Consider the following 25,979-nt stretch of genomic DNA (forward strand, 5'->3'; position numbering starts at 1 on the left):
TAAGAGTGAAAACCTATGAGTCTGACTTTTGTCAGTGAGCAATTACTCGCGGCCAACAACCTGAGTCACGAAGATCTTTTTTCGCTGTTAGGCCAGATGAGCGAACGTCGTCTGGATTATGCCGATCTCTATTTCCAATCCAGCTACCACGAGTCCTGGGTGATTGAGGACGGCATCATCAAAGATGGATCCTATAACATTGACCAGGGTGTCGGCGTGCGTGCGGTCAGCGGGGAAAAAACCGGCTTCGCCTATGCCGATCAGCTCACCCTTAACGCGTTGCAATTAAGCGTCAACGCGGCGCGCAGCATTGTCAGCGAGCAGGGCAACGGCCGGGTGCATACCCTGGGCGAAGTTCCTTATAAATCCCTCTATACGCAGCGTGATCCGCTTAACAGCCTGCCGCGTGAAGAGAAAATCGCCTTATTGCATCGGGTGGATAAAGTCGCGCGCGCCGCCGACCCCCGGGTGCAGGAAGTGAATGCCAGCCTGTCCGGCGTGTATGAACAGATCCTGGTGGCGGCCAGCGACGGTACCCTGGCGGCGGATGTGCGCCCGCTGGTGCGCCTGTCCATCAGCGTTCAGGTTGAGCAGGACGGCAAACGCGAGCGTGGTTCCAGCGGCGGCGGCGGCCGTTTTGGTTATGACTTTTTCCTTGAGAGCGTCGACGGCGACGTGCGTGCCGACAGCTGGGCGCGGGAAGCGGTGCGCATGGCGTTGGTTAATCTGTCCGCCGTGGCGGCGCCGGCCGGTGCCATGCCGGTGGTGCTGGGCGCCGGCTGGCCTGGCGTGCTGCTGCATGAAGCGGTGGGCCACGGACTGGAAGGCGATTTTAACCGTCGCGGCAGCTCGGTGTTCAGCGGACAGATGGACCAATTGGTGGCCTCGCCGTTATGCACCGTGGTGGATGACGGCACGCTGGCCGGCCTGCGCGGTTCGCTTGCCATCGATGACGAAGGGGTGCCCGGACAATATAATATGCTGATCGAAAACGGCATTCTCAAAGGGTATATGCAGGATAAGCTCAATGCCAGGCTGATGGGCGTAGCGCCCACCGGCAACGGCCGGCGCGAGTCCTACGCGCATTTGCCGATGCCGCGCATGACCAACACCTATATGCTGGCCGGTCAGTCCACGCCCGAGGAGATTATCGCCAGCGTCGAATATGGCCTGTATGCGCCCAACTTCGGCGGCGGCCAGGTGGATATCACCTCCGGCAAATTTGTTTTCTCCACGTCCGAGGCCTATCTGATCGAAAACGGCCGGGTAACCCATCCGGTTAAAGGCGCGACCCTGATCGGTTCCGGCATCGAGGCGATGCAGCAAATCTCCATGGTCGGCAATGACCTGGCGCTGGATAAAGGGGTCGGCGTGTGCGGCAAGGAAGGCCAGAGCGTGCCGGTCGGCGTCGGCCAGCCCACGCTTAAGCTCGACAATATCACCGTCGGCGGCACCGCCTGAGTCCTGCCCCGCCGGGATATCAGAACATGGTATCCTGGCGGAACGCCTGGTAGACCGCCGTGACATTGTTAAAGTATTCATGCATGGCGTTGATGCACACCTGCACCTTCAGCGGCAATTTATCCTTCTGGGTATACACCGCATACACCGGCCGCGGGTCGGAAAGATAGCGATTGAATAAAATCTCCACATTGCCCTGCTTTATCTCATCCAGAACCCACATGATCGGCACATAGGCGATGCCGGCGCCGGCGGTCAGCCAGCGGATCAGCGTCTGTGAGTCGTTGGTGGCGAAACGGCCCTGCGGCGCCAGATGCAGGGTGATGCCCTCCGGGGCCACCAGCTCGAATTCGCTGTCCGGCCTGACGTCATACTCCAGCCAGGAAAAATTAGCCATGTCGCTGGGCTTTTCCGGCGTGCCGTGGGCGGCCAGGTAGCTTTTGGCGGCGCAAACCACCATCGGCATGGCGCCGAGACGGCGTGAAAAAAGACTGGAATCCTGCAGCGCGCCCACCCGCACCACCAGATCCAAGCCGTCGGCGATCAAATCCGGCGCCGGTATGCCGGTTACCAGGTTTACCGACAGTCCCGGATATTCCTTCAGCATATCGGCGGTGATGGTCGCCAGGACGTTATGGGCCATGGTGGACGAACTGCCGACGCGCAGCGTGCCGATCGGGGTATTGTTAAAAGCGTAGAGCTGCTCATGCACCTCCTGGAACTCCAGCAGCATACGGCGGCAGCCCTGATAATAAATCTTGCCGGCCTCGGTCAGGCCCAGGCTGCGGGTGCTGCGGTTAAGCAGTTTTACCTGCAGTTCGTTTTCCAGTTTCGCCACGGTCTGGCTGATGGACGATACGCTCATCTGCAGTTGCCGGGCGGCGGAGGTAAACGAGCCGCCTTCCACCACCTTGGCGAATACCATCATACGTTTCAGTCTTTCCATTGTTAAGCCTGAGTGAAAAGTGATTTAGATCACATAATATTGAAAATGCCAGTCAGTAAAGGCTACTATATACCCGTCGGTTCATCTGATCGCGCATTGCCGCCCCTGTTTTTCAGATGTCTTTATTGCTTTGAAATAAACAGTAACATTGTGGGGGCGTTTTCGCCACGCTGCCTCAATGGGTTTTATCCGCCGGGAATAACCCTCGATCACCTTCCTGAGTTCTATACTTAGCCGCGTTTACATCCGCGTATGCCGCCCATGGCCGTGAGGAAGGATGCCGTGGCGGGCAGGACGCGTTTGGGGTCGCCGGCAACGGTCAAACGGGAAAAGGTAAGGAAAATGTCATGAGTTTGCTGCCGGTTATGGTGATCTTCGGCCTGTCGTTTCCCCCGGTGTTTTTTGAGCTGCTGGTGTCGATGGCCGTGTTCATGCTGCTGCGTCGCCTTTTGCTGCCAACGGGCATTTACGATTTCGTCTGGCATCCGGCCTTGTTTAATACCGCATTGTATTGCTGCGTGTTTTATCTGATTTCGTGTCTTTTTGTTTGAGGTCGCTGTGAAAACTGTTGCAATAAAAATAATCAGGATTGCGATTACTCTGTTGTTGGTACTGATTGCCGCGGTCGCTATTTTCCGGGCATGGGTGTTCTATACCGAATCGCCCTGGACGCGGGATGCCAAATTCACCGCTGATGTGGTGGCGATTTCGCCCGATGTCAGCGGCCTGCTTACCGACGTGCGGGTGAGCGATAACCAGCTGGTGAAGCAGGGACAGGTGCTGTTCGTGGTCGATCAGCCGCGCTACCAGCAGGCGCTGGACGAAGCGCAGGCCGATGTGGATTATTACCAGGCCCTGGTGGCCGAGAAACGTCGCGAGGCGGGACGCCGGCTGCGGCTGGGCACCAATGCCATGTCCCAGGAAGCCATCGACCAGTCCAGCAATGATTTGACCACCGTCGGCCACCAGTTGGCGAAAGCGGTGGCGGTCAGGGATCTGGCGAAAATCGATCTGGAGCGCACCACGGTGCGCGCCCCCGCCGAGGGCTGGATAACCAACCTGAATGTCCATGCCGGTGAATTTATTACCCGCGGCGCGGTATCGGTGGCACTGGTGAAACGCAATTCGTTCTACCTGCTGGCCTATATGGAAGAAACCAAACTGGAAAAAGTGCGTCCGGGCTTTCGTGTGGAAATCACGCCGCTGGGCAGCAATCTGGTGCTCTACGGCACGGTGGACAGCATTGCCGCCGGGGTGACCAACAGCAGCAGCGCCGTGGATGCCAAGGGCATGGCGACCGTGGACTCCAACCTGGAATGGGTGCGGCTGGCGCAGCGGGTACCGGTTAAAATCCGCCTCGACGCGCAGCAGGGAGATCTTTATCCGGCCGGCACCACCGCGACGGTGGTGATCACCGGCAGTAAGGATCGCGACCGGCGCGAGCTGTCGCCGATGATGCAGCTGATGCATCGCCTGCGCGAGTTCGGCTAAACGGATGGCCCGATAATGTTGCAACTGCTGGCGCCGATATTTTTCCGCTGCCGTTTTGCGGTCAAGCTCACCTTTGCCATTCTGCTGGCGTTGTTCCTGGGCTTTCATTTCCAGTTGGAAACGCCGCGCTGGTCGGTGCTGACCGCCGCCATCGTGGCCGCCGGCCCGGCCTTTGCCGCCGGCGGCGAGCCTTTTGCCGGCGCTATCCGCCATCGCGGCATGCTGCGCATCATCGGCACCTTTATCGGCTGCGCCGGGGCGCTGGTGATTATTACCCTCACCATCCGCGCCCCGGTGGTGATGCTGCTGTTAAGCTGTATCTGGGCCGGCGCCTGCATGTGGATCTCCACGGTGGTGCGGGTACAGAATTCCTATGCCCTGGGCCTGGCTGGGTACACCGCGCTGATTATTATCGTCAGTATCCAAAGCCAGCCCCAGGTGACGCCGCAGTTTGCCGTTGAGCGCTGCAGCGAAATCGTGCTGGGTATCGTCTGCGCCATCCTGGCGGATATCCTGTTTTCGCCCCGCTCGATAAAACAGGATATCGACCGGGCGGTGGACCAGCTACTGCTGGATCAGTACCGACTGCTGCTACTGTGCCTTAACGGCGCGGCGAAAGAAGAGGTGGATAAAGCCTGGGGCGATCTGGTGAAATTTACCACCGCCCTCGACGGCATGCGCGTCAACCTGATGATGGAATCCTCGCGCTGGCAGCGCTGCAACCGGCGCCTGCGCGCGATCAATACCCTGTCGCTGACCCTGATTACCCAGGCCTGCGAAGCCTTCCTGATCTTGCAGGTGCGCCCTGACTTTATCGCGCCGCATCTGCGGCTGCTGTTAAACGAGCCGGCGGACACCGTGGGGGATATCCATAAGCGCATGAAGCTGATGCGCCAGGTCATCGCCGCCACGCCCGCCCGCGATACCCCGCAGGTCCTGTATACCTGGGTGGGCGCGGCAACCCGGTTTTTGCTGCTGGCGAAAGGGGTAAAGAGCAACGCGCGTATCAGCAAAATTGAGGAGCAGGTGCTGGTCGATCAGGTGATCATTTCGGCCCCCTCCGCCGAACGGCATCACGCCATGATTAACGGACTGCGCACCGGCGTCGCCACCGCGCTGGGCTGCCTGTTCTGGCTTTGGACCGGCTGGACGTCCGGCAGCAGCTGCATGGTGATGATTGCCGTGGTGACGTCGCTGGCCATGCGCTTGCCCAACCCCTGGATGGTCTGCAAGGATTTTATGATCGGCATGTCGGCGGCGCTGCCCATCGGCGCGCTGTATTATATGGTGATCATGCCCGCCACCCAGCAAAGTCTGCTGTTGCTGTGCATTGCGCTGGGGGTACTGGCGTTTATCATCGGCATCGAGGTGCAAAAGCGGCGCCTCGGCACGCTCGGCACCCTGGCGGGGACCATCAATGTGCTGGTGCTGGCCAATCCCATGAGCTTTTCCATTAACACCTTCCTCGACAGCGCCATCGGCCAAATTATCGGCTGCGGCCTGGCGACGCTGGTGATCCTGCTCATCCGGGACGGTTCCAAGGCGCGCATCGGCCGGGTATTGCTGAACCGCTTTGTGTACGGCGCGGTATCGGCCCTGTCCACCAACAAGGCGCGGCGCCAGGAAAATCATCTGCCGGCGCTGTACCAGCAGCTGTTCCAGCTACTGACGCTATTCCCCGCAGATATCGCCAAATACCGCCTGGCGCTGACGCTTATCATTATCCACCAGCGCCTGCGCCTGGCGGATATTCCGGCCAATGCCGATCTCTCGGCGTACCATCGCCAGATCCGCGCCACCGCCGACCGGGTGCTGGTCGCCCGCAGCGACATCCGCCGCCGGAAACATTTCGATCAATTACTGGCGGAATTGCGTATTTATCATGACAAACTGCTTCATTACCAGGCCACGCCCGATATTACCGAATCCGTGCGGCGCCTGACCGACACCCTGTTCCGTTACCGTCACGCGCTCAGCGATTAACCCGCCGGGGCGGCTTTTCCCCGTACCCGGCCGCCCATCCCGCAACCAGCATCTATACTTAAACCATATTTCTTACGCCGCGGCGCGTCCGGGAGCCGTTATCCTGCGGCGGCCGGGGCGTTACACCGCAACTGCACGCCTTCCCGCGACGGGAGGCATAAAAGGGGAGGATAACAATGAGCGAGCACTTACACCTACAAGACCACCCGCTGTTCAAGACCGGCTATCTGGTCAACGGCGAATGGCGGGGCGCTCAGGACACCTTTGAGGTCGTGAATCCGGCCACCGGCCAGCTTATCGCCAACGTGGCCAAAAGCGGCAAACGGGAAACCGAGGCCGCCATCGCCGCCGCCGACGCGGCGTTCCCCGCCTGGCGCGCCAAAACCGCCAAGGAACGTTCTGAAATCCTGTACCGCTGGTACGGCCTGATTATGGAGAACCAGGCGTATCTGGCGCGGCTGATGACGGCGGAACAGGGAAAACCGGTAAAGGAAGCGCAGGGCGAAGTCGCCTATGCCGCAAGCTTTATCCAATGGTTCGCCGAGCAGGCCAAGCGCGTTAACGGCGAGATCATCCCACCGGCCAAAGCGCATTCCCGGATTTTCGCCACCCGCGAACCGGTGGGCGTGGTGGCGGCCATTACGCCGTGGAACTTTCCGCTGGCCATGCTGACGCGCAAGCTTGGGCCGGCGCTGGCGGCGGGCTGTACCGCGCTGATAAAACCGGCCAACAATACGCCGCTGTCCGCCTTCGCCCTGCTGGCGCTGGCGCAGCAGGCCGGCGTGCCGCCAGGGGTGGTTAACGGCGTGGCGGGGGATACCCACGCCATCAGCGACGCCATTATGGCGAGCGACCGCGTGCGCAAGGTGACCTTTACCGGTTCCACCGCGGTGGGCAAGACGCTGATGCGCAACGCCGCCGACACCATGAAAAAGATCTCCATGGAACTGGGCGGCAACGCGCCGTATATTGTGTTTGACGATGCGGATATCGACGCCGCGGTAAAGGGCGCCATCGCCAATAAATTCCGCAACGCCGGCCAGGTATGCGTCAGCGTGAACCGTTTTTATATCCAGTCCGGCGTCTACGACGAATTTGTTTCCCGCCTGGCGCGCGAGGTGGAGCGGTTAAAGGTGGGTAACGGCATGGAGCAGGACGTGGTGGTCGGGCCGTTGATTAACCGCGCCGGCCTGGAAAAAGCGCAGGAGCACGTCGCCGACGCGCTGGCCAAAGGCGGACGGGCGGTTACCGGCGGCAAGCCGCATCAGCTTGGGGGTAATTTTTTCCAGCCTACGGTTATCAGAGACGCCAGCGAGGAGATGAAGCTGGCGCATGAGGAAACCTTCGGTCCCGTGGCGGCGTGTTTCCGCTTTGACACCGAGGAGGAAGTGATCGAACGCGCCAATAATACGCCGTTCGGTCTGGCGGCCTATTTCTATACGCAAAACCTGCAGCGCGTATTCCGCGTGTCCGCCCGGCTGGAAAGCGGCATGGTGGGCGTAAATGAATGCGCGGTATCGACCGAGGTGGCGCCGTTTGGCGGCGTCAAGGAATCCGGACTGGGCCGGGAAGGTTCCGTGCTTGGCATGGACGATTACCTGGAAGTGAAAACGCTGCATCTTGGCGGCTTATGATTAATTTTTTGCGCCGCCACTTTTACACCATGACCGGTAATCGTTGTGTGGCATACTGACGGAGCGATGGGCAACATAAAATTAACAACCTGCAGTGCGGAGAAAGCTTGATGGGGAAAGTATCCTTTGATTTTAACCAGATACCCGATCTGCCGGCCTTTTACCGTGATTTTGGCCGTCAGTTCTCCCTGAGCGAGCCGTGCGCCGCCAATCTGGACGATTTATGGCAAACCGTTACCAGCCGGCTGCCGCTGCCGGTGGAAATAGAGTTCGTGCATCTTAATGCTTCAAAAAAACGCCGTTTCGGCGCGTTGATCCTCTTGTTTGACGAGGCGGAAGAGGAGCTGGACGGCCGGCTGCGCTTTAACCTGCGCTGACGCCGGCTTATTTATCGCCGGCGACGGTACGCAGGTACTGGAAAATCTGGCGGGAGGTCTTGGCGGGTTTGTTGGCCGCTTTCTCCTTTTGCGCATTACGCACCAGCGAACGCAACTGCTGCCTGTCCGCCTCGGGATACAGCGCCATCACTTCCTCCACCACGTCGTCGCCCTGATCTATCAGGCGGTCGCGCAGGTTTTCCAGCTTATGGAACAGGGTGATTTGCTGGTTGTGACGGTTTTTCAGCTTATCCAGCGCCTGCTGGATGGGCTCGGGATCGCGAGCGCGCAGCATCTTGCCAATCAGCTGGATCTGGCGGCGGCGCCCCTCTTTTTTGATGCGCTGCGCCAGTTCTATGGCGGCGAGCAGGTCATCGTCCAGCGGGATTTTTTCCAATGCGTTCTTGCCAAGATCGACCAGTTCGACGCCAAGTTCCTTCAGGGCTTCGGCATCGCGTTTGATTTCGCTTTTGCTGACCCAGATAATCTCGTCGTCGTCTTCTTCGGCGGGCTGCGCCGCGGGCTGTTCGTCTTGCCAGTCTTCCGGTAATTTACTCATGATACGGTTCCTCAAAAAGAGGCTAATCCTAACAGGTTGCGCGGGAGGATCCACGCCCTTATTTTACCGCACCTTCGGTGATGCCATGAATAAATCTGCGTTGGAACAGTAAAAATACCGCCACCAAAGGCAATATGGCGATGGTGGCGCCCGCCATCAGCACCGGAATATTGATGGTATTGCGATTCTGGAAAAACATCATGCCGATAGGCAAGGTGCGCAGCTCTTCTTTATTCACCAGGATCAGGGGGATCAGGAACTCGTTCCAGGTCCAGATAAACAGCAGCAGGGCCAGCGTGGACAAGGTGGGCACAATGGCCGGGACCAGCAGGCCGCACAAGATTTTCCAGCGGCTCGCCCCGTCCATTACCGCCGCTTCCAGTAACTCTTTCGGCACCTGTGAAAAGGCGCTGGCCACCATCAGGGTGGTAAAAGGAATCGACATCGCCACCTGCGGCAGTATTAACGCCAGATAATTATTATTCAGCCCGATCCAGTGGATCTCATGATACAGCGGGATAATATAGGCTTCCGACGGCAGCACCATGCCGATGGCCAGCAGGAATGCGATAAATTTTTTCGCCGGCAGCCGCAAAAATGCGAAGGCGAAACCGGAGGGAATACCCGCCAGCAGGCTGATGATAATCACCGGGAATACCACCAGCACGGAATTGGTAAAATAAATCTGGAAATGACCGTCGCGCCAGGCGGAAATGTAGTTGGCAAAACTGAGGCCGGAGGGCAGGGTAAATACCCCCTGGAACAGTTCCGTTTGTGTTTTGAACGAGGTTAACAACGCCAGGGCGAACGGCAGGATGGTAATGAGGGCAAACAGCCACAACAAGCCCCGCGTATACAATGGAATACCGCGCATTAGCGTCGCTCCCGAATAGCAAAGTGAATCAATCCGTTGATAATAAAAACCAGTCCCATACCGACAATCGCCACCGCCGAGGCATAACCGAAATGGCGTAAATCAAACCCCTGCTGGAACATATAAATATTGGTCACCAGGGTAGATGTGCCGGGACCGCCACGCGTCATTACGTACACCAGATCGAAGGCCTTGATGCCGGCAATCACCGTCAGCAGCAGCGCGACGCGAATTTCCGGCAGTAATGACGGCAGGGTGATGCGCATGAATTTTTGCCGATGGGACGATCCTTCCAGCTCGGCGGCTTCCAGCAACGACGGGTCCATGCGCTGGATGCCCGCCATAAACAGCACCAGGCAGAAACCAAAGAAATACCAGGTGGCCACCATGCCCACCGCCGCCAGCGCCCAGTCGAAATCGCCCAGCCAGGCGCGGGCCAGGTGCGGCAGCCCGATGGCGCGCAACAGCTGATCGATCGGGCCGAACGCCGGGTTATACAGCCAGCGCCAGACGACGCCGAGCACCGCCATCGGCATGATATACGGCAGGAAAAACAGGATGCGCAGCAAACTGCGCTCGGCTGGACGGGCGTCGCTTAGGAAACTGCATAATGCCAGGCCGATGATAATCGGAAATAACGTGTAAAACAGCAGCAGCAGGGCGTTATTGCCGATGGAGATCCAGAACACGGGGTCGAGCAGCATGCGGATATAATTGCCAAGGCCGATGAAGACCGGCCATGAGGTGCCGTCCCATTCGGTCAGGCTGGCCCAAAAGGTGATCAGCAGGGGTATCAATAAAAACACTGAGTAGATAAGCAGCGAGGGCAAAATGTACAGCATATTTTGCAAACTGGACTTATTAAACATTGATACGCCTCTTGATGCGAAATAAAAGGAGCCGCCGTCCCGGCCCGCGTTATGCCCGCGCACCGGAGCGGCGTCCTGGGGTTAATGCGTTAGCGTCTTGATGTATTGCTGATAGTTCTCATCGAGTTTGTCGGTTAACTGCTGCGGGCTCTCCTTGCCCGCCAGCAACAGCTGCACATGCTCTTGCAGCGCGTTGATCATGGTGGGGGTGGCCCAGTCGATATAATGGCCCAGGCCGTCATAGTCGCTGACCTTGATCCAGACTCGGTAGATCTCGGCCAATAACGGGTTATCAGCCGGAATTTTGGCGTTTTTATCGGCGCTGGCCGGCAGGAAACCCGCCTTCAGCCAGGCCTCGGCCATGTGGTCGGAGACCAGGTAATTGATGAATTTGGCCGCGATATCACGCTGCTGCTGGGTCTTGGCGGTGGCGGTAATAGAGAATGGCAAATCGGTGCCGCCCACCATCAGCGGTGATGTCACGCCGGGAAACGGCGGCAGGTCGGCGAAATGGATATCTTTGTTTTCCTGGAGCTGCCCCATGTACCAGGTGCCGCTGATAAAAAAGGCCGCCTGGCCGTTCTGGAACAGCGTGGCGGCGTCATCGTTGCCGATGCCCTGGTAGCCGGGGAAGAAATACCCCTTGTCCGCCCAGGTTTTCATTAACGTGGCGGCCTTTAACAGTTTCGCATCATGGAACGTGCCGCCTTTGCCATAGATCAGATCGTCAAGGGGTTTTCGATCCTTGCTGTCGATTTGATCCTGCCAGAGCATCATCAGCAAATGGGGCCCGCCGTTGCTGTCAAGCAATCCCATCATCATGGGCGCGATGCCTTGCTGCTGTAGTTTTGGCAGGGCCGCCTCAAACTCGTCCATATTTTTCGGCACCGCGACGCCCGCCTGATCAAGCAATTTCTTGTTGTAATACAAGCCGACCATTTCCCCGAGGCTGGCCACCCCATACAGATGCCCTTCGCCGAAGTCATTATGATCCGACCACCGGTTGCGTTTTAGAATGGAGGCGGGGAAGCGCTGCTCCCAATGATAGGTTTTGGCGTAATCATCCAGTGAATAGAGCAGTTTTTCATGTACCAACGCGCCCATATCGCCGCCGCCCTGATTAACCTGCGCCACCTGCGGGCCTTCGCCGGAGGTCAGCGACAGCTTCAGCGGGATGCGCGTATCGGCGGAGGCATGGACGGAACGATCGAGCTTAAGACCGGGATTTTGCTGCTCAAACTGCGTAACGGTTTGTTTCATCAACGCATCCTGGGCGGGGTAGTTCCATACATCCCAGGTGGTGAGGGTTTGCGCCTGCGCGCCGCTGAGAGCGCAGAGACCGAGCAGGCTTCCCGCCAGCGCCAGCTTGATGCGATGGAGGAAAAGTCCGTCTGCGCGGTAAGAAGACCGGCGGTAAGTAGTGACTAAATAGGACATGGTGGTTTTGACCTCCATCACAGGATAATAAGCCCATTGCGCCGGGGAGAAAACGACATGGATTCACCGGCGGAAAACGGCTGACAGGTTCTCCTTTAATACTTACTTTATGGTAAAAATAAAGTCAATGTTCTTTTGTTTATCGCCGGTCCGGCGCGGATACAGGATAAAAGAACTGGCTAAAGAATGAATTCAAGGACAATCGAGAGATAAAACAATCAGGAGACAGCATAACGGATCTCTATACCGAAAAGTAAAGGGTTCATTTTTTTGTTTTGTATTTCATTAAGTTATTTATCGCTCTATCATTTTATCTTATAGTTTAGCGCCCTGATGGCGCGGTATTTTCAGCGGTAAAATCCTAAACCGATGATTATGCATCATTAAAGATATTCACCCAGCAAGCGGTCATCACTTTTCTGTCTGGTGGCGTTGATATTGCGATTGCCGTCATTTTTTTGAACCATATAATATAATTATTATAACTTGCGAACTAAGTATGTTTTCCTTAGTGTATTAATCCTTATTCCTGGGAACGCAATGGAGACCGGTTGTTATGTCCTCTTCCCCATTTTTGATCAGGCAGGCCGCGGAGCGCGATCGCGCCGCGCTGTCTGAGATCTGCCTGAAAACCGCGAATGCCGGCACGGACGCCAGTGCGCTTTACAGCGATCCGGCTTATCCCGGGCTGCGTTTCGTGATGCCGTACGCCATTTTTGAACCGGAACTGGCGTTTGTTCTGGAGGAAAACGGCCATATCCTCGGGTATGTCGTCGCCGCGCGCGATACCGCGGCGTTCGAGCAGCGGCTGCAGCGCGACTGGTGGCCGGGGCTTAGGGAAAAACTGGCCGATCGCCGGGCGCTGTTGCCGCTCGATGAAGGCGTGCTGGATTTTATTCGCCAGCCGCAGAGCAAGGAAGCCGGCCTGCTCGAGCAGTATCCGGCGCACCTGCATATCAATATCCTGCCGCAGGCCCAGGGCGGCGGCCAGGGACGGCGGATGATTGAAACGGAGCTGGAGGCGCTGCGGCGCGCCGGCGTTTCAGGCGTTCACCTCGGCGTGAGCCTGAAGAATGAACCCGTCTGCGCGTTTTATGAACGGCTCGGGTTCCGGTTGTTGCACCGGAGCCAGGCCATCTATATGGGACAAATACTGTAAACGGGGACATAGATGGCCAACGTAGAGCTTCGGGGGATAAAAAAATCCTATGACAAAATCAATGTTATCCACGGCATCGATCTGCAGATCCACAGCGGCGAATTTGTGGTATTTGTCGGTCCCTCCGGCTGCGGTAAATCGACCCTGCTGCGGATGATTGCCGGTCTGGAGGAAATATCAGGCGGAACCCTGAGCGTCGATGGCCAGGATATTACCCACAGCGCGCCGACCGATCGCGGCATCGCCATGGTATTCCAGTCTTATGCGTTGTATCCCAATATGACGGTTCGCGGTAACCTGCGCTATCCGCTGGAGGTGGCGAAATACAGTAAACGGGATATTGAACAGCAGGTGAACAGCACCGCCGCGGTGCTGCATCTTACCGAGTTCCTCGATCGTTTACCCCGCGCCCTGTCCGGCGGCCAGCGCCAGCGGGTGGCCATCGGCCGGGCGATTATCCGTAAGCCGCGCATCTTCCTGTTTGACGAGCCGCTATCGAACCTTGACGCCGAGCTGCGCCTGAAAATGCGTATCGAAATTGCCCGCCTGCATGAAAAGCTGGGCAATACAATGATTTATGTTACGCACGATCAGCTGGAAGCGATGACGCTGGCCGATCGTATCGTCGTGCTGCGCCAGGGCCGCATTGAACAGGTGGGCGCGCCCCTCGAGTTGTATCATGATCCGGATAATATCTTTGTCGCCGGATTTATCGGCTCGCCGAAAATCAATTTTCTACCGGCCACGGTGGTGGGCAGTGAACCGGGCTGGGCGCGCCTGGCGGTCCCCGAGCTAGGGTTGGATCACCTGGTGGTACGGGTGAGCGGCGCGCTGGCCCCGGATCGTCCGGTTACCTTGGGCATCAGGCCGGAGCATTTCCTGGCCGCTGAAGGGGCGGAGGTGCGGTTTAGCGGCGTGCTGGATTTTGCCGAGCGGCTGGGCCATACCAATTACCTGTATTTGCATACCGGGCGGGACGAGGCGTTGGTGATTGAACAGCGGGCGCTGACCGCTATTAGCAACGGGGAAACACTGACCCTGGGCATCGATGCGGCAAAATGTCTTCTGTTCAGCGAATCCGGTGAGCGGATCCGCTAAACAGGCTAGGCATCCTCGTCCGCGGACGAGGCTATCGCATCGATCAGCCCGTTGACCGCAAATCCCGCCGCCCCCAGCGCCCACATGCGGCTGGAGTCCGTCAGGTAGCGCAGCGGGATCACCTGCGGCGTGAGTTTGAGCCGGTATTGCTGAAAATGCGTCATGATTTGATCAAGCAGGATGCGCGAGGCCATCTGCGGCTCCATCGCCAGGTACACCACGTCCGGATCGAACGCGATCGACAGGTTGGCCAGCGAAATGCCGATGTGCCGTCCGGCGGCGGTGAGGATATCCACCACCTGGTGCGACGGCCAGCCGTCCACCTCCTGCAGGCTGCGCGGCGGGCCATTTTCCGGCAACGTGGCGGCGATACTGTTTAATATCGCTCTGGAGGATGCCACTTCCTCAAGAAGCGCCGCCGACCCGTCGCCGACCAGCGCGTTGCCAATTTCACCGGCGTTGCCGTGCCGGCCGCGGTAAAGCTGGCGTTCGAGAATAATGCCGGCGCCGATCCCTTTACCATAAGTGGCGATGATGGCCGACTGCGCGTCGCCCAGCTGACCAAACACCAGGGAAGCCAGCGCCATGGCGTTGGCGTCATTTTCGATATAGACCGGTATGGCGAAACGCTCGGATAACAGGCCGGCGATGGGGACATGGTTCCAGTCCAGTACCTTGGAACGAATGCACACCCCGCTGAGGGGATCCACTATCCCGGAGATGGCCAGGCCGATCGCGCCCACTTTGCTGGTTTCCACCGATTTAAGGAATTTCGCCAGCGCGTCGCTGAGCTGTTTCGGCGTTAGCGCGCCGGTCGGCATCTGCTGTTCGCCGATCAGCTTGCCGACTAAATCAGTCATGACGATCACATTGCGCTCGGCGTTGAGCTGTACGCCCACCACCGAGGCATAGGCGGGATCGATACCCAGCAAGATCTTGGGCCGCCCCATGGATTCCCGGCGCAGTCCGAGTTCATGGATAATCCCTTTCGATAATAACCGATTGGTCGCCTGTGAAACCGTGGACATGCTCAGGCCGCTGCGAACCTTCAGGTCGGATTGACTGATAGGCGAGTGTTCGACGATCAGGCGTAAAATGCGTGGCGATACGGTCGGCGCGCTCATAGCTGGGCTGTTTTATCCTTGTGACGACGATAACGGGTGCGCCGGCCGGGCCTGGACGTAAGGTCCGGCGCCGCCGGCCAGGCGCAGCGCGCCGTCCAGGGCGTCCGCGCAGGGTGCGACAATATGCTGGCGCCAGCGGGGGTGCAACCAGGGCAATACCGGCTGTGAAATACCGCCCATCAGGGCAATCCGCGGCGAGCCGGCGTCCACCAGACAGGCTAGCATCAGATCGATCTCCAGTGCCAGTTGGCGCACCAAATGAACGCCGTTCGGATCGCCGCACCGGGCGGAATCAAAGATGCGCGGGGCAAACGCCGCCCAGTCATGGGGGCCGGCGGACTGGGCCCAGTGCAACATGACCTCGGGCGAATGATCGAAATCCGCCATCAGGGCCTGCGTTAATGCGGACGCCGGCAGGATGCCCTCATGGGCCTGCAATGTGCGGCGCAGCGCGTGACGTCCCAGGATGGCGCCCGAGCCCTGGTCTCCCAGGCTAAAGCCCCAGCCGCCGATAGAATGAAACCGGCTGCCGTCATACGCCGTGGCCTGGCTGCCGGTGCCGGTAATCAGCACCGCGCCGGGGCGGCCCTGATGAGCGCCAAGACAGGCGATTTCCACGTCGGAGGCAATATGCCGGGCCGCGAACGGCATTGGCCAGCTTTCCGCCAGTTCCCTGACGCGCTGCACATTGGCGCCGGCAAAACCGAACCCCGCCCGCGCGCCGGCCTGTTCCGCCAACGGCAGGCCGGCAAGGCGAAAGGCCTCGGCCACCAGCGCCAGCGACGTGGCCAGGGCTTGCGCCGGAGCGCTGAAAATATTGGCCGCCCCGCCCCGGCACTCCGCCAGCAGGCGGCCCTGACTATCGATCAGGCGCACGCGGCACGCCGTGCCGCCGCCATCTACGCCCACATAAAAATTTGCTTGCAACGTTCCCCCTCCTTTTGGCTCTTGATGACATGAATTGCCGCCAGGGACGCTGTGGAACTGACGTGTCGAGCGGAAAAGATAGGGTAAAAAAACATAAATCGCAATAATGAAAAAAATATCACATTCTTTTATTTTAATAAATTATTAAATTTCAATGCAATATCCAGGGTCATCATTTTTACGTATTGGTTAATAATTGACATTACTTTTGTAATCGTAATAAGTTCAAGGTTCAGAAACGTGGGTTCATCATGGGCGGCAGGGGCAACCAACATGAAAGCAGGCATTGTCGGACTGGGTTTTCGCATGGCGAACGTGGCCAGGGAATTTAAACAAGCCGATGCGGATTTTACCATAACCGGATACGCCGACCCGGCGCCGGCCGGGCTGGAGACGCTCACGCAATTCGGCATCGATGCCGGACGGGGATTCGGCACGCTTGGCGAACTGCTGGCCGCGGGCGGCTTTGACCTACTGATGGTGGGTTCGCCGAATTACCTGCATCTGGAGCATATCCGCGCCGGGCTGGAAGCCGGGCTTATCGTCTTTACCGAAAAACCGGTGGTGATAAACGAAGAGCAGACCATGGCGCTGGCGGAGCTGGTGCGGCAGTACGGCAGCGATCGCATCATTGTGGGCCTGGTGCTGCGTTATTCGCCGCTGTATGTGGATTTACTCCGCGCCCAGGCGCAAAACCAATTGGGCGAAATCACCTCCATCGAGGCCTGTGAGCATATTCCGCCCTGGCATGGCGCTTTTTTCATGCGCGACTGGCGGCGCTTCGAACGCTTCGCCGGGGCGTATATGCTGGAAAAATGCTGCCACGACCTGGACCTGTACCAGGGGCTGGTCGGCGCGCGCGCCACCAGCGTGGCGAGCTTTGGCGGGCGCAAATCCTTTACCGCGGCGCATGAACCGCACGGGCCGGTGACCGCTGCGTCTGACGTGTATCACCGCAAGCCCAGCGGCTGGCATAGCACCGATAACGTGTTTACCAGCGATGCGGATATTATCGACTACCAGACCGCTATCGTTGAATACGCCACCGGCGCAACGCTTTCTTTCCATGCCAATCTGAATGTGCCGGATTATTTTCGCCGTTTTTGCGTTATCGGCAGCGACGGCATGGCGGAAGGGGATTTTGTCCGCAACTATTTTCGCGTCCATGATGCCCGCAGCGGCGACAAGCTGGAGGATAAAACCTATGAAGGCTACGGCGACGCCGGTCATTACGGCGCGGATACGCAAATGGCGCAGGGCGTGGTCGACCATTTGCTGCACGGCGAACCGTTAAAGGTCTCTATTATCGATGCCATGGAGGCCGGCCTGACCGCGATTAAAATAGACGAAGCGCGTAAAAAGAAATGCCTTATCGACCTGACGGAATGCTGGCGACGCTTCGACCGCAAGCTTGGACGCGGTGCCTGACCCCGCCGGCGCTATCCCTGGCGCGCAGCCGTTATATTCCCAGCGCGGGGGACGGCGGCGCGCCTGTGCCGTTCATTGATTTTTGTCGCCTGCCGCCCAGCCTTTTCACCATCCCACCCTGATACCGTGCGAAACAGCCTGTGGACTGATAGAATTGATACATCATCCTGCGGCGGATAACCCTCACAATTATGGCGGCCCAATGAAATTAGTCACTCAAGTTGCAGAACAGCGTAAGTTATTGGAAAACGCGGTAGCCCAGGCATTGGAACTGGCCGGCGCCGGCTCCGACGCGGCGGAAGTAGCGGTGACCAAAACCACCGGTATCGGCGTCAGCACCCGTTATGGCGAAGTGGAAAACGTTGAATTCAACAGCGACGGCGCGTTGGGCATCACCGTTTTTTACCAGCAGCGCAAAGGCAGCGCCTCGTCGACCGATCTCAGTCCGGACGCGATTGCCCGTACCGTGGGCGCCGCGCTGGATATCGCCCGTTATACCTCACCCGACCCGTTCGCCGGCCTGGCGGATAAAGAACTGCTGGCTTTCGACGCGCCGGAACTGGACCTGTTCCATCCGGCGGAGCTGGACGCGGAGCGCGGAGCCGATCTGGCCGCCCGTGCCGAACAGGCGGCGCTCAACGCCGATAAGCGCATCACCAATACCGAAGGCGGTAGTTTCAACAGCCATTACAGTACCAAGGTCTACGGCAACAGCCATGGCATGCTGGCAAGCTACAACAGCAGCCGCCATTCCCTCTCCAGCAGCGTTATCGCCGAAAGCGGCGGTAATATGGAACGTAACTACGCCTACACCATCGGCAGGGCATTTGACGATCTGCGCACGCCGGAATGGGTTGGCGAGGAGTGCGCAAGGCGCACGCTGGCGCACCTGAACCCGCGCAAGATTGCCACCCAGCAGGCGCCGGTGCTGTTCGCCGCCGAAGCGGCAACCGGTTTGTTCGGCCATCTGGTCGGCGCTATCAGCGGCGGCAGCGTGTATCGCAAATCCACATTCCTGCTTGATTACCTGGGCAAGGCGATTTTGCCGGACTGGCTGTCCATAGAAGAGCATCCGCACTTGCTTAAGGGCTTGGCATCGTCACCCTTTGACAGCGAAGGCGTGCGTACCCAGGATCGGGCCATCATCAAAGACGGCGTACTCCAGACCTGGCTGTTAAGCAGCTACTCGGCGCGTAAGCTGGGGCTGAAAAGCACCGGCCATGCAGGCGGCATTCATAACTGGCGCATCGCGGGCCAGGGCCTTGATTTTGCGGCATTGATCAAAAAAATGGACAGGGGACTGGTAGTCACCGAACTGATGGGGCAAGGTGTGAGTGCCATCACCGGGGATTATTCACGCGGGGCTGCGGGTTTCTGGGTGGAACACGGTGAAATTCAGTATCCGGTCAGCGAGATCACTATTGCCGGCAACCTGAAGGATATGTGGCGTAATATTGTTTCGGTCGGCGACGATATCGAAACCCGCAGCAATATCCAATGCGGATCGGTGTTATTACCGCAGATGAAAATCGCAGGTATTTAACGGGAATTTATAATAATGAGATTCAAAGCAATAGCAATGTTGTCGGCAGCCCTGTTTATCGCCGCTCCCCTGGCGACGCAGGCGCGCGATCTGGGCGAGGATATGGATATCCTTAACGCCAACTATAGTAAAGTGGTCAAAAGCGATAATCTCGATACGCTTAAACCGGCACTGGCCAATATGCATGAAGCGGCGCTGGATGCCCGTAACGGCACGCCGCCCAAGCTCAAGGGGCAACCGGCGGATAGCCCGCAGATGAAGGATTTCCGCCAGGGTATGAGTACTCTGATCGGTCAAATCGAGCAGGCCCAGGCGTTGGCTGATAAAGGCGATCTTAAACAGGCCCAGGCAATGGCAAAGCAATTTCAGCAAACCCGCAACGAAAACCACGCAAAATTCCGCTAGGATGAAGGCTGCGCCAGGCAATAAACCGGTCCCGGCAGGCCGGTTTTTTTATACCCGCGCCGGCGCGGATGTTGCTGGACCGGTCGCATGAAATGCCACGGCGAAAAGCAGGGACATCAGCCACGGATCCTGATGATGGCGAATCTGCGGATGACCATTGTTCATGCCCCGATGCAGATGCGCCAGCAGTTCGCAGAAGAGGTCGGCATTGCGGAAAATCATGGCCATCCGGACCGTGGCCTTCTTGCGAAACAGCTTTCGGGCAAGTTCTCTATCGGTCATGAGCAAATAATTTTTGACCGCGGTGACCTCCGGCAGACTGATCAGGTAATTGACCTCGCCCTCCGTCATCTCGCCTGCCCATAAGCGGTTGATAATTGACTTAAAATTTTCATGTTGATACTGGGCCGCATAATTTCTCCCGGCGTGGGTGCCGTTAATAAGGTTTACCCGGTCGAGAATGGCGATATTCTGCGCTGGGGGCAGCTCGCTGCAACCGTAACGGCAAAAGCGGGCGCGATACCATTGCGATGGACTCGCGCTCTCATTATCTCCATCTCCCGCGCTGACCCATAATCGTTTAAGCGGATCGCCATGGACGGTCATGACTATGGTCTCGGATTGATGAAAGCGCGCTAACCAGATCCGACTGAATTTATCGGCAATATGCTGCTCAATAATATCGAGCATTTTTTCCAATAATTCGTTAAATCGTATGATGTTTTTTGCGCGGAATATATCCTTATCGGGATTTTTGACTCTTATCAACGTATATATAGTATCCATCAAAAACGCTTGCCGTACGCACTCCGAAGTGTTCATCATGTCCATGATGATATGGCGGCATGCGCTCATGACTTTTTTTAGCCGGGAAGCCAAAACTGTTGCTTCAGGGTGTGTCACTATTTCATGTGGTAACAGACCATAACAAATAATCTCCTTAACGCCGGCATCAAGGATGATGTTGTCAGCCACCATGGCGCTAAAGTATTCTTGTTCGTTAGCACCCCGGTAGCCGCTACGGTAACTTAAAGATATATTGGTGCTTTTGAATTGGTCATTTTCATGCGCCGCCAGCTGGTTGTAGAGCGCCGACAACTTCTGCTCGGGCGTTAAGTAAAGGGTGAATTTTTTTAATTTTCCATCATAGATAATCAATAGATAACAGGCGTCACGATCGCCTAAATAATAATGATTTCTTTCGGCGTCTATTTCAATTTTTATATAATGTATGCCCACTTTTAAATAGCTGTGCCCAAGCGCGTCCTGTGCCAGACCTTGGCTATTAATGGGGGTCAGTGATTTCACCTTTGCGCAGAGGTTATCAATATTTTCCATAATCAAGTCAAACAAACGCACCGAGACAAAAGCGTAATCAGCCATAATGACTTCACTTTCCCCCACCACGTTACTACGGGTGTCCGTCACGCGGCCGAATTGCCAATGCGTTATATTATTGGTGACGAACATATAGACCGGATAACCCGCCTTGCTGATATGATCAATATCGTAAACTTCGAATAATTGTAACCTATTATTAAAGCGTATTGGTAACGCCGCTTTATACATTCGGATGGCGATAATGTCGTCCCTGCGCAGACCGTCCTTGGTCATCAGGCTTAAGGTGAAATGGTTATCCGTGGTTCCATGCTGGTGGGTCTGCAATACCCGCCGGTACCCTAGCGGGTAAACGCTCAGCCTTTTCACCAGGCGTTTCTCGCCGGAGGTGGCCTCAGGCATGGTTTTCCACAGGGCGATATCCGTATGGACGATATGAAAATATTCAGCCAGTGTAAAGTTCAGGCTTAATGCCGGCTGAATTGCGCCTTTTTCATCGTATGGCATTATTTCGCTCAGGACCGACGTGAGTATGGATAACGCTCGTTTCACGGTATCGCCCTGATCGCCGGCATACTGGGCCATGCGCAGGAAGTTTTTTGCGACGCCGTCCGTTTTATTGGTCTGCGCTGCCAGGGGGACGAAGGGGACCAGGGGCATGGCAAACAGGTTTGCGCTAATATCCAGCGCCGTTGCGGCCAGGGTCCACAGGCCCTGGTGGCTCGCGTAGCCAAGTTTTGCGGCGTCGCTTAAGGAGCGCGCCTGCTGCCGGTTGCCCAGCGCCAGATGGCAAGGTTCGCTCAGCGATTCATTCAGCGTCATGATACGGTCAGGGTATGCGCCGGCATGGGCCAGCCAACGGTCGACGCCCCAAGAGTAAAAACCGAATAGCGACATGCCATCCACTCTATCCTGCAACGTGAAATGGCTGGCGATGTCAATGCGCTGCGTTTCGTTCCGGCATTGTTCTATTACCCAGTTTCTCAAATCGTTGATGCCATTGAACACCCAAAAATGCCTGACGCCGCGCGGTTGGTAAAGAATGAGCATATTTTCACCGGTCATGCTGAACACCACCATATCCGTGGCCGGATAACCGTTTATATCAAATAGCTTCACCCTCACCCGCAGTTGATCATTTTTCTCCAAACCCAGCGCATGCAGGATGATAGCTACAACGCTATCAGCCAATGATGTCTGCTCGATGCTAAGATGGGTCAATATATTAATGATATTGGCGATGACATGGTAAGGTTTATTCTCACGCCAATAGACGTCCAGTGCCGTTAAATACCGGGAAGCAATATCCATATTATTCAACAGCTCGATAATTTGTGAAGGTTTGATCGCCGCCTGTGAATGATGGCGAAGCATCGGTTCCGGCCGTTCCGTAAAATATATCCCCTGATATTTATCGACGGAATTCAAATCTTGGCATTCTTTACTAAAGAAATTGTTGATAACATATTCGGTTAACGGCATCGATTGTGTGATTACCGCAATTTGGCTGCGGCCGTAAGTGGGCTCCCTGTCGGGATAAGGACGGTCAAAATACAGAACCCAACATTCTTCCGTCTTAATATCAAGTAGATACCTGGTTTTGATCTCTTGATTTAACCAAGCCGTGACTATGCGGGTGATGGTGGGAAATGCCTGCTGCAGATGGCGGTTAATCAGGATATCGCTTTTGTGCGCGGGGGTATCGCGCTCCGGCGCCAGGGCGGTAATAATCTGCTTTGCGGGCGTCGCGTCCGGTATGGGGGCCGCCGCCGTCATCGGCAGCAGAGAGAGGCGGGGCAGTGAAAATCCGGCCAGCCCGCGGCTGAACGACGGTGTTATCGTGGGCAGATGAGGTGCGCGCGTCCCCGGCAAACAGTCCGTTACCTCGCCGGTATCCCGCGCCACGCTTAATCGTGGGCACCGAACGGGGGGAATGCGCGGCCTTGGCTGCGCGTTGATCTCGACACACGCCCGCGACGCCGCGCTACCGGTCTTGGCGCTGATGCCATAAAACTGCTCGGCCGCCCGCTCCGCGCGCAGCTGGTTGTAATGGCTTTGCCTGGCCCATTGCCGGGCCAGGTTGCGCCCCAACGCCTGTTGTGTTTTTTCCGTTGGGTTTAATAACATCCTGCCACCTTCATCCGTCGGTTGCCGTTGATGAACCCCGGACGCCACGCATAATCCCTGCCAGTACTGGCAAGCCTTATTAAACAGGCGCGCGATGGCTACCGGCAGGTTCAGACAACGCCGCTGCGGCTGTCGTTCATTCCCCCCATCGCAATAGTACTTACTGGCCAGCGCCAGGGCGCCAAAAAAAAGATAGCTGTTATGAGTGAGGATATTATCCGCACCGATATCTAATGCGCCGGTCAGCGAGGGCCCGAGCTGTTCTTCAATATAATCCCTTACATAAACGGATACAGAAACTAAAAATTGTGACTGGGATAAAATAGCATTTATGCACAATGGCAGCCCGGCTTCCAGGACTGTACTGATACTTTTTCTGGCTGTTATGGCATTATAGAGGCACCAGGCGGTATTGAATACCGCCTGTGGAATATCCAATCCCATATTCATGCTGAACCGACTGGCCTCATGAGAAACCGCTATTTTAAGCAGGTTCGTCAACGCTATTTTTAAATCTTCCGCTAAGGCTGTTTGGGGTTGATTGATTATGTCATCAACGGCGGCATGTTCATCATCATTATGGCCGGGCCATAAGGTGTAAGGCTCGCAATCATAAAAAACATCTTCCGAATTATTTGTATCAATATGGTTATGTTTAATAACTTCATGGTTAATGTACATTAATTTCTCTCTATATATAATCTGTTGCTCGGCGCTAAACCATCTCTTTCAGCTGAGCCATATGAGGGATGAAACATGACCTGGGGGTGGATGCCGCCATGATAAACAGGTAGGCGGCCACTATCGCCATAATGGCGGGTTAATTAGTCTTTGCGGCTGATAAGGTTTAACCGTGCCGGGTTTACGCTTCCCAGCCGGTGAACTGACTGAGGCCGGGGCCGGCACATCAGGCGGCAGGGTGCGCATGGTCCATCGTCATTGTTTATCCTTATCCCGACGGCCGCCGGATTAAGGCTTTTTCCAGCGCATAAAGACAGACGGCGGGCGCCAGCCTGCGCGGTATATGGTCTGGGGTTGCCGGGCGTTATCGCCAGGGCCAAATTCACGATAGGTTATTCTTATAGGTCTATAACGACGTAATATCCGTCCTTCCATGCCCGTCGCCGGGCAATTGGACTCTGATATCCCATATATACAGTGAAATGATGCGGTTTGTAGCCATTATGCGAATGAGATCGCTTGGCCGTGATTTATTTCCACTTCAAAGTGGAAATATAACGGCTACAAACCTGCCGCCGCACCGGCTAGGGTAAATCATCATTAAAGGCGGCAAAAGCAAGACTGCTTTACCGCGCTGAATATTTTTATTATGGATGCCGTAGGAGCACAGAGTGGTCGATAAAGCCGTATCAGCGGGCGGAGAAACGGAACGTGATGCATTGGCCGCCGCATTGACCGAAAAGGTTCTGCTGGAAATCATGCAGATGCTGACGGAGCGCAATATCCGGATCAATCACGTGCAGGATCAAATGCTGCACTCCCATGTGCGCGCCATGGTGATGCGTTCTTTAACCGGCGAGCCGTTACCGGAAGTGGATAAAGAGTTATTTGACGAAATTTCCGCGGATTCGATGGCGATGGCGGAGGCGGTGGTGAATTTGCTGGATAATTTACCGATTGAAGAAGCGTATTTATTATCGGTTCATTTTGAAGTGGCCAAAGACAATAACGCTTAATAACGTGTGGGAGAACCAAATGGCACAGGTAACGGTAGTGATAGGCGATCGGCTGGGTAAGGGGCAGAAAGTGGCCAAGGGCATCGAAGCGGCGGGCGGCAAGGCAATAGTCGTGCCCGGCATGGCGGCGGATATGAAGCTGGGCGATGTGATGAACAGCGAGCAGGCCGACTTCGGCATTTCCTTTTGCGGCAGCGGCGGCGCCGGCGCCATCACCGCGCAGAATAAATACGGTTATAAAGCCAAACACGGCATGCGCTCGATTGAAGAAGGCGTAACGGCTATCCAGGAAGGCAATAAAGTATTGGGTTTTGGTTTTATGGATAAAGAAGAATTGGGGCAAAAATTAGTAGAAACCTGGCTTAAAAAATATGGCAATGCCTGATGAAAGAGCAGTCTGTTTTAACCGTACAGGTGGCGGGAAAAGGTGAAACCAAAGCGGCCGCTTTTGCCGCCGCGTTAAGTCAGGTGCAGCCAGCGGTGATGAAATCCACCGGCTGTGTTTTGCTGCGTATTGAACCGCAGGAAGTCAAAATTATCCAGGCGGAAGAGAAGCGTATTACTGAAAAATTTCTTTTTTTCTTTTTGCCGCGTGAAAAGAAAAGCTACAGCGTCATATTGGATATTACGGTCGGCATCATCATGATCGATACCGAAAAAGTCCCTTTTACCCGCAGTTAACGATGCGGATAAATCATCAAAGGATAATCCGATGTTTCTTATCATTTTAATAAAGTCACTTATTATCGGCGGGCTGGTCGGCGTCGGGGTGGGGGCCGGGGCGGCGCGCATGTTCCATGCGCCGACCGTTCAGGGCATGGGGGCCTTTCGTACCCTGGGTGAACTCAATTCCTGCGAGGGCGATCCCGCGTCGCATTTTTCCTTCGGCCTGGGTTTCTTCTTTAACGCCTGGGCATCGTCGGTGGCCGCCGGTTCGTTTACCCAGGATGTCGACCATCGCATCATTCCCCACTGGGGGGCTGCGGCGCTGATGATTAAAAACCGCCAGCTCAGTGAAACCATGCACGATCCAAAACGCATGGCGTTTGCCTGCGGCATCATCGGCATGCTGGTGGTGGCGTTTCTTAACTCCACCGCTTCCGCCGTGCCCGCCGCGCTCCAGGTGACCGCCGTGAAGGTCCTGGTGCCTGCCGCCAATATCCTGGTGAATACCGTCATGCCGGTGATCTTCTGGCTGGCGGCAATCGACGCCGGCAAACGCTCCGGTTTCTGGGCCACCATTTTCGGCGGCCTGGCGCAGCTTATCATGGGCAACGCCGTGCCGGGCCTGGTGCTGGGCATCCTGATCGGCAAGGGCGTGGAAGAGGGCGGCTGGAATAAAATCACCGGCATCATGATGGCGGCGATTATCGCCCTGTTTGTCCTCAGCGGTTTCTTCCGTGGTTTCGATATGAAAATGCTGCAGTCCTTTAGCCTGGGCGTGCCCGGTTGGCTGAACGGCATCCATAACGCCTTAAGCGGTAAATAAATTTTACAGGGGT

The 25,979-nt window shown here is 56.5% G+C and carries 23 protein-coding genes; 15 read left to right on the forward strand and 8 right to left on the reverse strand.

The genetic code is table 11. From position 1 onward, the window contains the following. Positions 1-15 precede the first annotated feature (15 nt). A complete protein-coding gene (tldD, locus tag ABUK12_RS19300; protein WP_410013324.1) occupies positions 16-1,461 on the forward strand; it encodes a metalloprotease TldD in 1,446 nt (481 codons plus the stop codon). A 19-nt stretch (positions 1,462-1,480) separates the two neighbouring features. On the opposite strand, the gene aaeR is transcribed toward tldD, so the two are convergent. Then, a complete protein-coding gene (aaeR, locus tag ABUK12_RS19305) occupies positions 1,481-2,407 on the reverse strand; it encodes an HTH-type transcriptional activator AaeR (protein WP_410013325.1) in 927 nt (308 codons plus the stop codon). 347 nt (positions 2,408-2,754) lie between these two features. On the opposite strand from aaeR, the gene aaeX reads away from it, so the two are divergent. The 5 genes from aaeX to ABUK12_RS19330 all read left to right on the forward strand — a co-directional run bounded on the left by aaeX (position 2,755) and on the right by ABUK12_RS19330 (position 7,892). Continuing rightward, positions 2,755-2,958 (forward strand): p-hydroxybenzoic acid efflux pump operon protein AaeX, encoded by a 204-nt coding sequence (gene aaeX, locus ABUK12_RS19310; protein ID WP_410013326.1) that lies wholly within the window; start codon positions 2,755-2,757, stop codon positions 2,956-2,958. A 7-nt stretch (positions 2,959-2,965) separates the two neighbouring features. Next, a complete protein-coding gene (gene aaeA, locus ABUK12_RS19315; protein WP_410013327.1) occupies positions 2,966-3,898 on the forward strand; it encodes a p-hydroxybenzoic acid efflux pump subunit AaeA in 933 nt (310 codons plus the stop codon). Positions 3,899-3,913: 15 nt separating this feature from the next. Beyond that, positions 3,914-5,881 carry a p-hydroxybenzoic acid efflux pump subunit AaeB gene (gene aaeB / locus ABUK12_RS19320; protein WP_410013328.1) on the forward strand — a complete coding sequence of 656 codons (1,968 nt, stop codon included), beginning with the start codon at positions 3,914-3,916 and terminating at the stop codon, positions 5,879-5,881. 176 nt (positions 5,882-6,057) lie between these two features. Beyond that, positions 6,058-7,515, forward strand: a complete 1,458-nt coding sequence (locus ABUK12_RS19325) for an NAD-dependent succinate-semialdehyde dehydrogenase (RefSeq protein ID WP_410013329.1) — start codon at positions 6,058-6,060, stop codon at positions 7,513-7,515. A 110-nt stretch (positions 7,516-7,625) separates the two neighbouring features. Continuing rightward, the gene (locus ABUK12_RS19330; protein ID WP_410013330.1) at positions 7,626-7,892 is read left to right on the forward strand and encodes a hypothetical protein; all 267 of its coding nucleotides are present in this window, start codon (positions 7,626-7,628) and stop codon (positions 7,890-7,892) included. A 7-nt stretch (positions 7,893-7,899) separates the two neighbouring features. On the opposite strand, the gene yjgA is transcribed toward ABUK12_RS19330, so the two are convergent. The 4 genes from yjgA to ABUK12_RS19350 form a co-directional block, all read right to left on the reverse strand. Continuing rightward, positions 7,900-8,451, reverse strand: coding sequence for a ribosome biogenesis factor YjgA (gene yjgA / locus ABUK12_RS19335; RefSeq protein WP_410013331.1), 552 nt, complete (start codon positions 8,449-8,451; stop codon positions 7,900-7,902). A gap of 58 nt (positions 8,452-8,509) precedes the next feature. Beyond that, a complete protein-coding gene (locus tag ABUK12_RS19340) occupies positions 8,510-9,325 on the reverse strand; it encodes a carbohydrate ABC transporter permease (protein WP_410013332.1) in 816 nt (271 codons plus the stop codon). Further along, complete coding sequence (locus ABUK12_RS19345; RefSeq protein WP_410013333.1) at positions 9,325-10,194, reverse strand: carbohydrate ABC transporter permease; 870 nt, start codon at positions 10,192-10,194, stop codon at positions 9,325-9,327. The genes ABUK12_RS19340 and ABUK12_RS19345 overlap by 1 nt, the downstream gene beginning before the upstream one ends. 81 nt (positions 10,195-10,275) lie before the next feature. Next, positions 10,276-11,631, reverse strand: coding sequence for an extracellular solute-binding protein (locus ABUK12_RS19350; RefSeq protein WP_410013334.1), 1,356 nt, complete (start codon positions 11,629-11,631; stop codon positions 10,276-10,278). Positions 11,632-12,187: 556 nt separating this feature from the next. On the opposite strand from ABUK12_RS19350, the gene ABUK12_RS19355 reads away from it, so the two are divergent. Continuing rightward, positions 12,188-12,790: a GNAT family N-acetyltransferase gene (locus tag ABUK12_RS19355; RefSeq protein ID WP_410013335.1), complete on the forward strand. Its 603-nt coding sequence runs from the start codon at positions 12,188-12,190 to the stop codon at positions 12,788-12,790. A gap of 12 nt (positions 12,791-12,802) precedes the next feature. Further along, complete coding sequence (locus ABUK12_RS19360; protein ID WP_410013336.1) at positions 12,803-13,888, forward strand: ABC transporter ATP-binding protein; 1,086 nt, start codon at positions 12,803-12,805, stop codon at positions 13,886-13,888. A gap of 5 nt (positions 13,889-13,893) precedes the next feature. Here ABUK12_RS19360 and ABUK12_RS19365 read toward each other — a convergent pair whose 3' ends face one another. Continuing rightward, a complete protein-coding gene (locus tag ABUK12_RS19365) occupies positions 13,894-15,012 on the reverse strand; it encodes an ROK family protein (RefSeq protein ID WP_410013337.1) in 1,119 nt (372 codons plus the stop codon). Between the two features lie 12 nt (positions 15,013-15,024). Next, the gene (locus tag ABUK12_RS19370; protein WP_410013338.1) at positions 15,025-15,939 is read right to left on the reverse strand and encodes a BadF/BadG/BcrA/BcrD ATPase family protein; all 915 of its coding nucleotides are present in this window, start codon (positions 15,937-15,939) and stop codon (positions 15,025-15,027) included. Between the two features lie 273 nt (positions 15,940-16,212). Between ABUK12_RS19370 and ABUK12_RS19375 the strand changes: the two genes are divergently transcribed. The 3 genes from ABUK12_RS19375 (at position 16,213) to cybC (ending at position 19,315) form a co-directional block, all read left to right on the forward strand. Further along, complete coding sequence (locus ABUK12_RS19375; protein WP_410013339.1) at positions 16,213-17,367, forward strand: Gfo/Idh/MocA family protein; 1,155 nt, start codon at positions 16,213-16,215, stop codon at positions 17,365-17,367. 202 nt (positions 17,368-17,569) lie between these two features. Next, entirely contained in the window at positions 17,570-18,910 is a 1,341-nt protein-coding gene (pmbA, locus tag ABUK12_RS19380; protein ID WP_410013340.1) for a metalloprotease PmbA, read from the forward strand. A 36-nt stretch (positions 18,911-18,946) separates the two neighbouring features. After that, entirely contained in the window at positions 18,947-19,315 is a 369-nt protein-coding gene (gene cybC / locus ABUK12_RS19385; protein WP_410013341.1) for a cytochrome b562, read from the forward strand. Between the two features lie 48 nt (positions 19,316-19,363). On the opposite strand, the gene ABUK12_RS19390 is transcribed toward cybC, so the two are convergent. Continuing rightward, positions 19,364-23,461: a dermonecrotic toxin domain-containing protein gene (locus ABUK12_RS19390; protein WP_410013342.1), complete on the reverse strand. Its 4,098-nt coding sequence runs from the start codon at positions 23,459-23,461 to the stop codon at positions 19,364-19,366. 671 nt (positions 23,462-24,132) lie between these two features. On the opposite strand from ABUK12_RS19390, the gene ABUK12_RS19395 reads away from it, so the two are divergent. Genes ABUK12_RS19395 through ABUK12_RS19410 form a run of 4 tightly spaced genes read left to right on the forward strand, consistent with a single transcriptional unit; the run spans position 24,133 to position 25,966 of the window. Continuing rightward, on the forward strand, positions 24,133-24,477 hold the full coding sequence (locus ABUK12_RS19395; RefSeq protein WP_410013343.1) for a glycine dehydrogenase: 345 nt from the start codon (positions 24,133-24,135) through the stop codon (positions 24,475-24,477). 19 nt (positions 24,478-24,496) lie between these two features. Further along, complete coding sequence (locus ABUK12_RS19400) at positions 24,497-24,862, forward strand: glycine-rich SFCGS family protein (protein ID WP_410013344.1); 366 nt, start codon at positions 24,497-24,499, stop codon at positions 24,860-24,862. Further along, positions 24,862-25,158, forward strand: coding sequence for a DUF4312 family protein (locus tag ABUK12_RS19405; protein WP_410013345.1), 297 nt, complete (start codon positions 24,862-24,864; stop codon positions 25,156-25,158). Before ABUK12_RS19400 ends, ABUK12_RS19405 begins: the two co-directional genes overlap by 1 nt. A 31-nt stretch (positions 25,159-25,189) precedes the next feature. Then, the gene (locus tag ABUK12_RS19410; RefSeq protein ID WP_410013346.1) at positions 25,190-25,966 is read left to right on the forward strand and encodes a DUF4311 domain-containing protein; all 777 of its coding nucleotides are present in this window, start codon (positions 25,190-25,192) and stop codon (positions 25,964-25,966) included. The last annotated feature ends 13 nt before the right edge of the window (positions 25,967-25,979 follow it).

It is taken from the genome of Sodalis sp. C49 (assembly GCF_046352915.1).
Lineage (GTDB): Bacteria > Pseudomonadota > Gammaproteobacteria > Enterobacterales > Enterobacteriaceae > Acerihabitans.

Excerpts from the sequence above, each read along its gene's own strand:
- tldD (WP_410013324.1), top strand. The coding sequence starts at position 16 with ATGAGTCTGACTTTTGTCAGTGAGCAATTACTCGCGGCCAACAACCTG.
- aaeR (WP_410013325.1), bottom strand. The coding sequence starts at position 2,407 with ATGGAAAGACTGAAACGTATGATGGTATTCGCCAAGGTGGTGGAAGGC.
- aaeX (WP_410013326.1), top strand. The coding sequence starts at position 2,755 with ATGAGTTTGCTGCCGGTTATGGTGATCTTCGGCCTGTCGTTTCCCCCG.
- aaeB (WP_410013328.1), top strand. The coding sequence starts at position 3,914 with ATGTTGCAACTGCTGGCGCCGATATTTTTCCGCTGCCGTTTTGCGGTC.
- ABUK12_RS19325 (WP_410013329.1), top strand. The coding sequence starts at position 6,058 with ATGAGCGAGCACTTACACCTACAAGACCACCCGCTGTTCAAGACCGGC.
- ABUK12_RS19330 (WP_410013330.1), top strand. The coding sequence starts at position 7,626 with ATGGGGAAAGTATCCTTTGATTTTAACCAGATACCCGATCTGCCGGCC.
- yjgA (WP_410013331.1), bottom strand. The coding sequence starts at position 8,451 with ATGAGTAAATTACCGGAAGACTGGCAAGACGAACAGCCCGCGGCGCAG.
- ABUK12_RS19340 (WP_410013332.1), bottom strand. The coding sequence starts at position 9,325 with ATGCGCGGTATTCCATTGTATACGCGGGGCTTGTTGTGGCTGTTTGCC.
- ABUK12_RS19345 (WP_410013333.1), bottom strand. The coding sequence starts at position 10,194 with ATGTTTAATAAGTCCAGTTTGCAAAATATGCTGTACATTTTGCCCTCG.
- ABUK12_RS19350 (WP_410013334.1), bottom strand. The coding sequence starts at position 11,631 with ATGTCCTATTTAGTCACTACTTACCGCCGGTCTTCTTACCGCGCAGAC.
- ABUK12_RS19355 (WP_410013335.1), top strand. The coding sequence starts at position 12,188 with ATGTCCTCTTCCCCATTTTTGATCAGGCAGGCCGCGGAGCGCGATCGC.
- ABUK12_RS19360 (WP_410013336.1), top strand. The coding sequence starts at position 12,803 with ATGGCCAACGTAGAGCTTCGGGGGATAAAAAAATCCTATGACAAAATC.
- ABUK12_RS19365 (WP_410013337.1), bottom strand. The coding sequence starts at position 15,012 with ATGAGCGCGCCGACCGTATCGCCACGCATTTTACGCCTGATCGTCGAA.
- ABUK12_RS19375 (WP_410013339.1), top strand. The coding sequence starts at position 16,213 with ATGAAAGCAGGCATTGTCGGACTGGGTTTTCGCATGGCGAACGTGGCC.
- pmbA (WP_410013340.1), top strand. The coding sequence starts at position 17,570 with ATGAAATTAGTCACTCAAGTTGCAGAACAGCGTAAGTTATTGGAAAAC.
- cybC (WP_410013341.1), top strand. The coding sequence starts at position 18,947 with ATGTTGTCGGCAGCCCTGTTTATCGCCGCTCCCCTGGCGACGCAGGCG.
- ABUK12_RS19390 (WP_410013342.1), bottom strand. The coding sequence starts at position 23,461 with ATGTACATTAACCATGAAGTTATTAAACATAACCATATTGATACAAAT.
- ABUK12_RS19400 (WP_410013344.1), top strand. The coding sequence starts at position 24,497 with ATGGCACAGGTAACGGTAGTGATAGGCGATCGGCTGGGTAAGGGGCAG.
- ABUK12_RS19405 (WP_410013345.1), top strand. The coding sequence starts at position 24,862 with ATGAAAGAGCAGTCTGTTTTAACCGTACAGGTGGCGGGAAAAGGTGAA.
- ABUK12_RS19410 (WP_410013346.1), top strand. The coding sequence starts at position 25,190 with ATGTTTCTTATCATTTTAATAAAGTCACTTATTATCGGCGGGCTGGTC.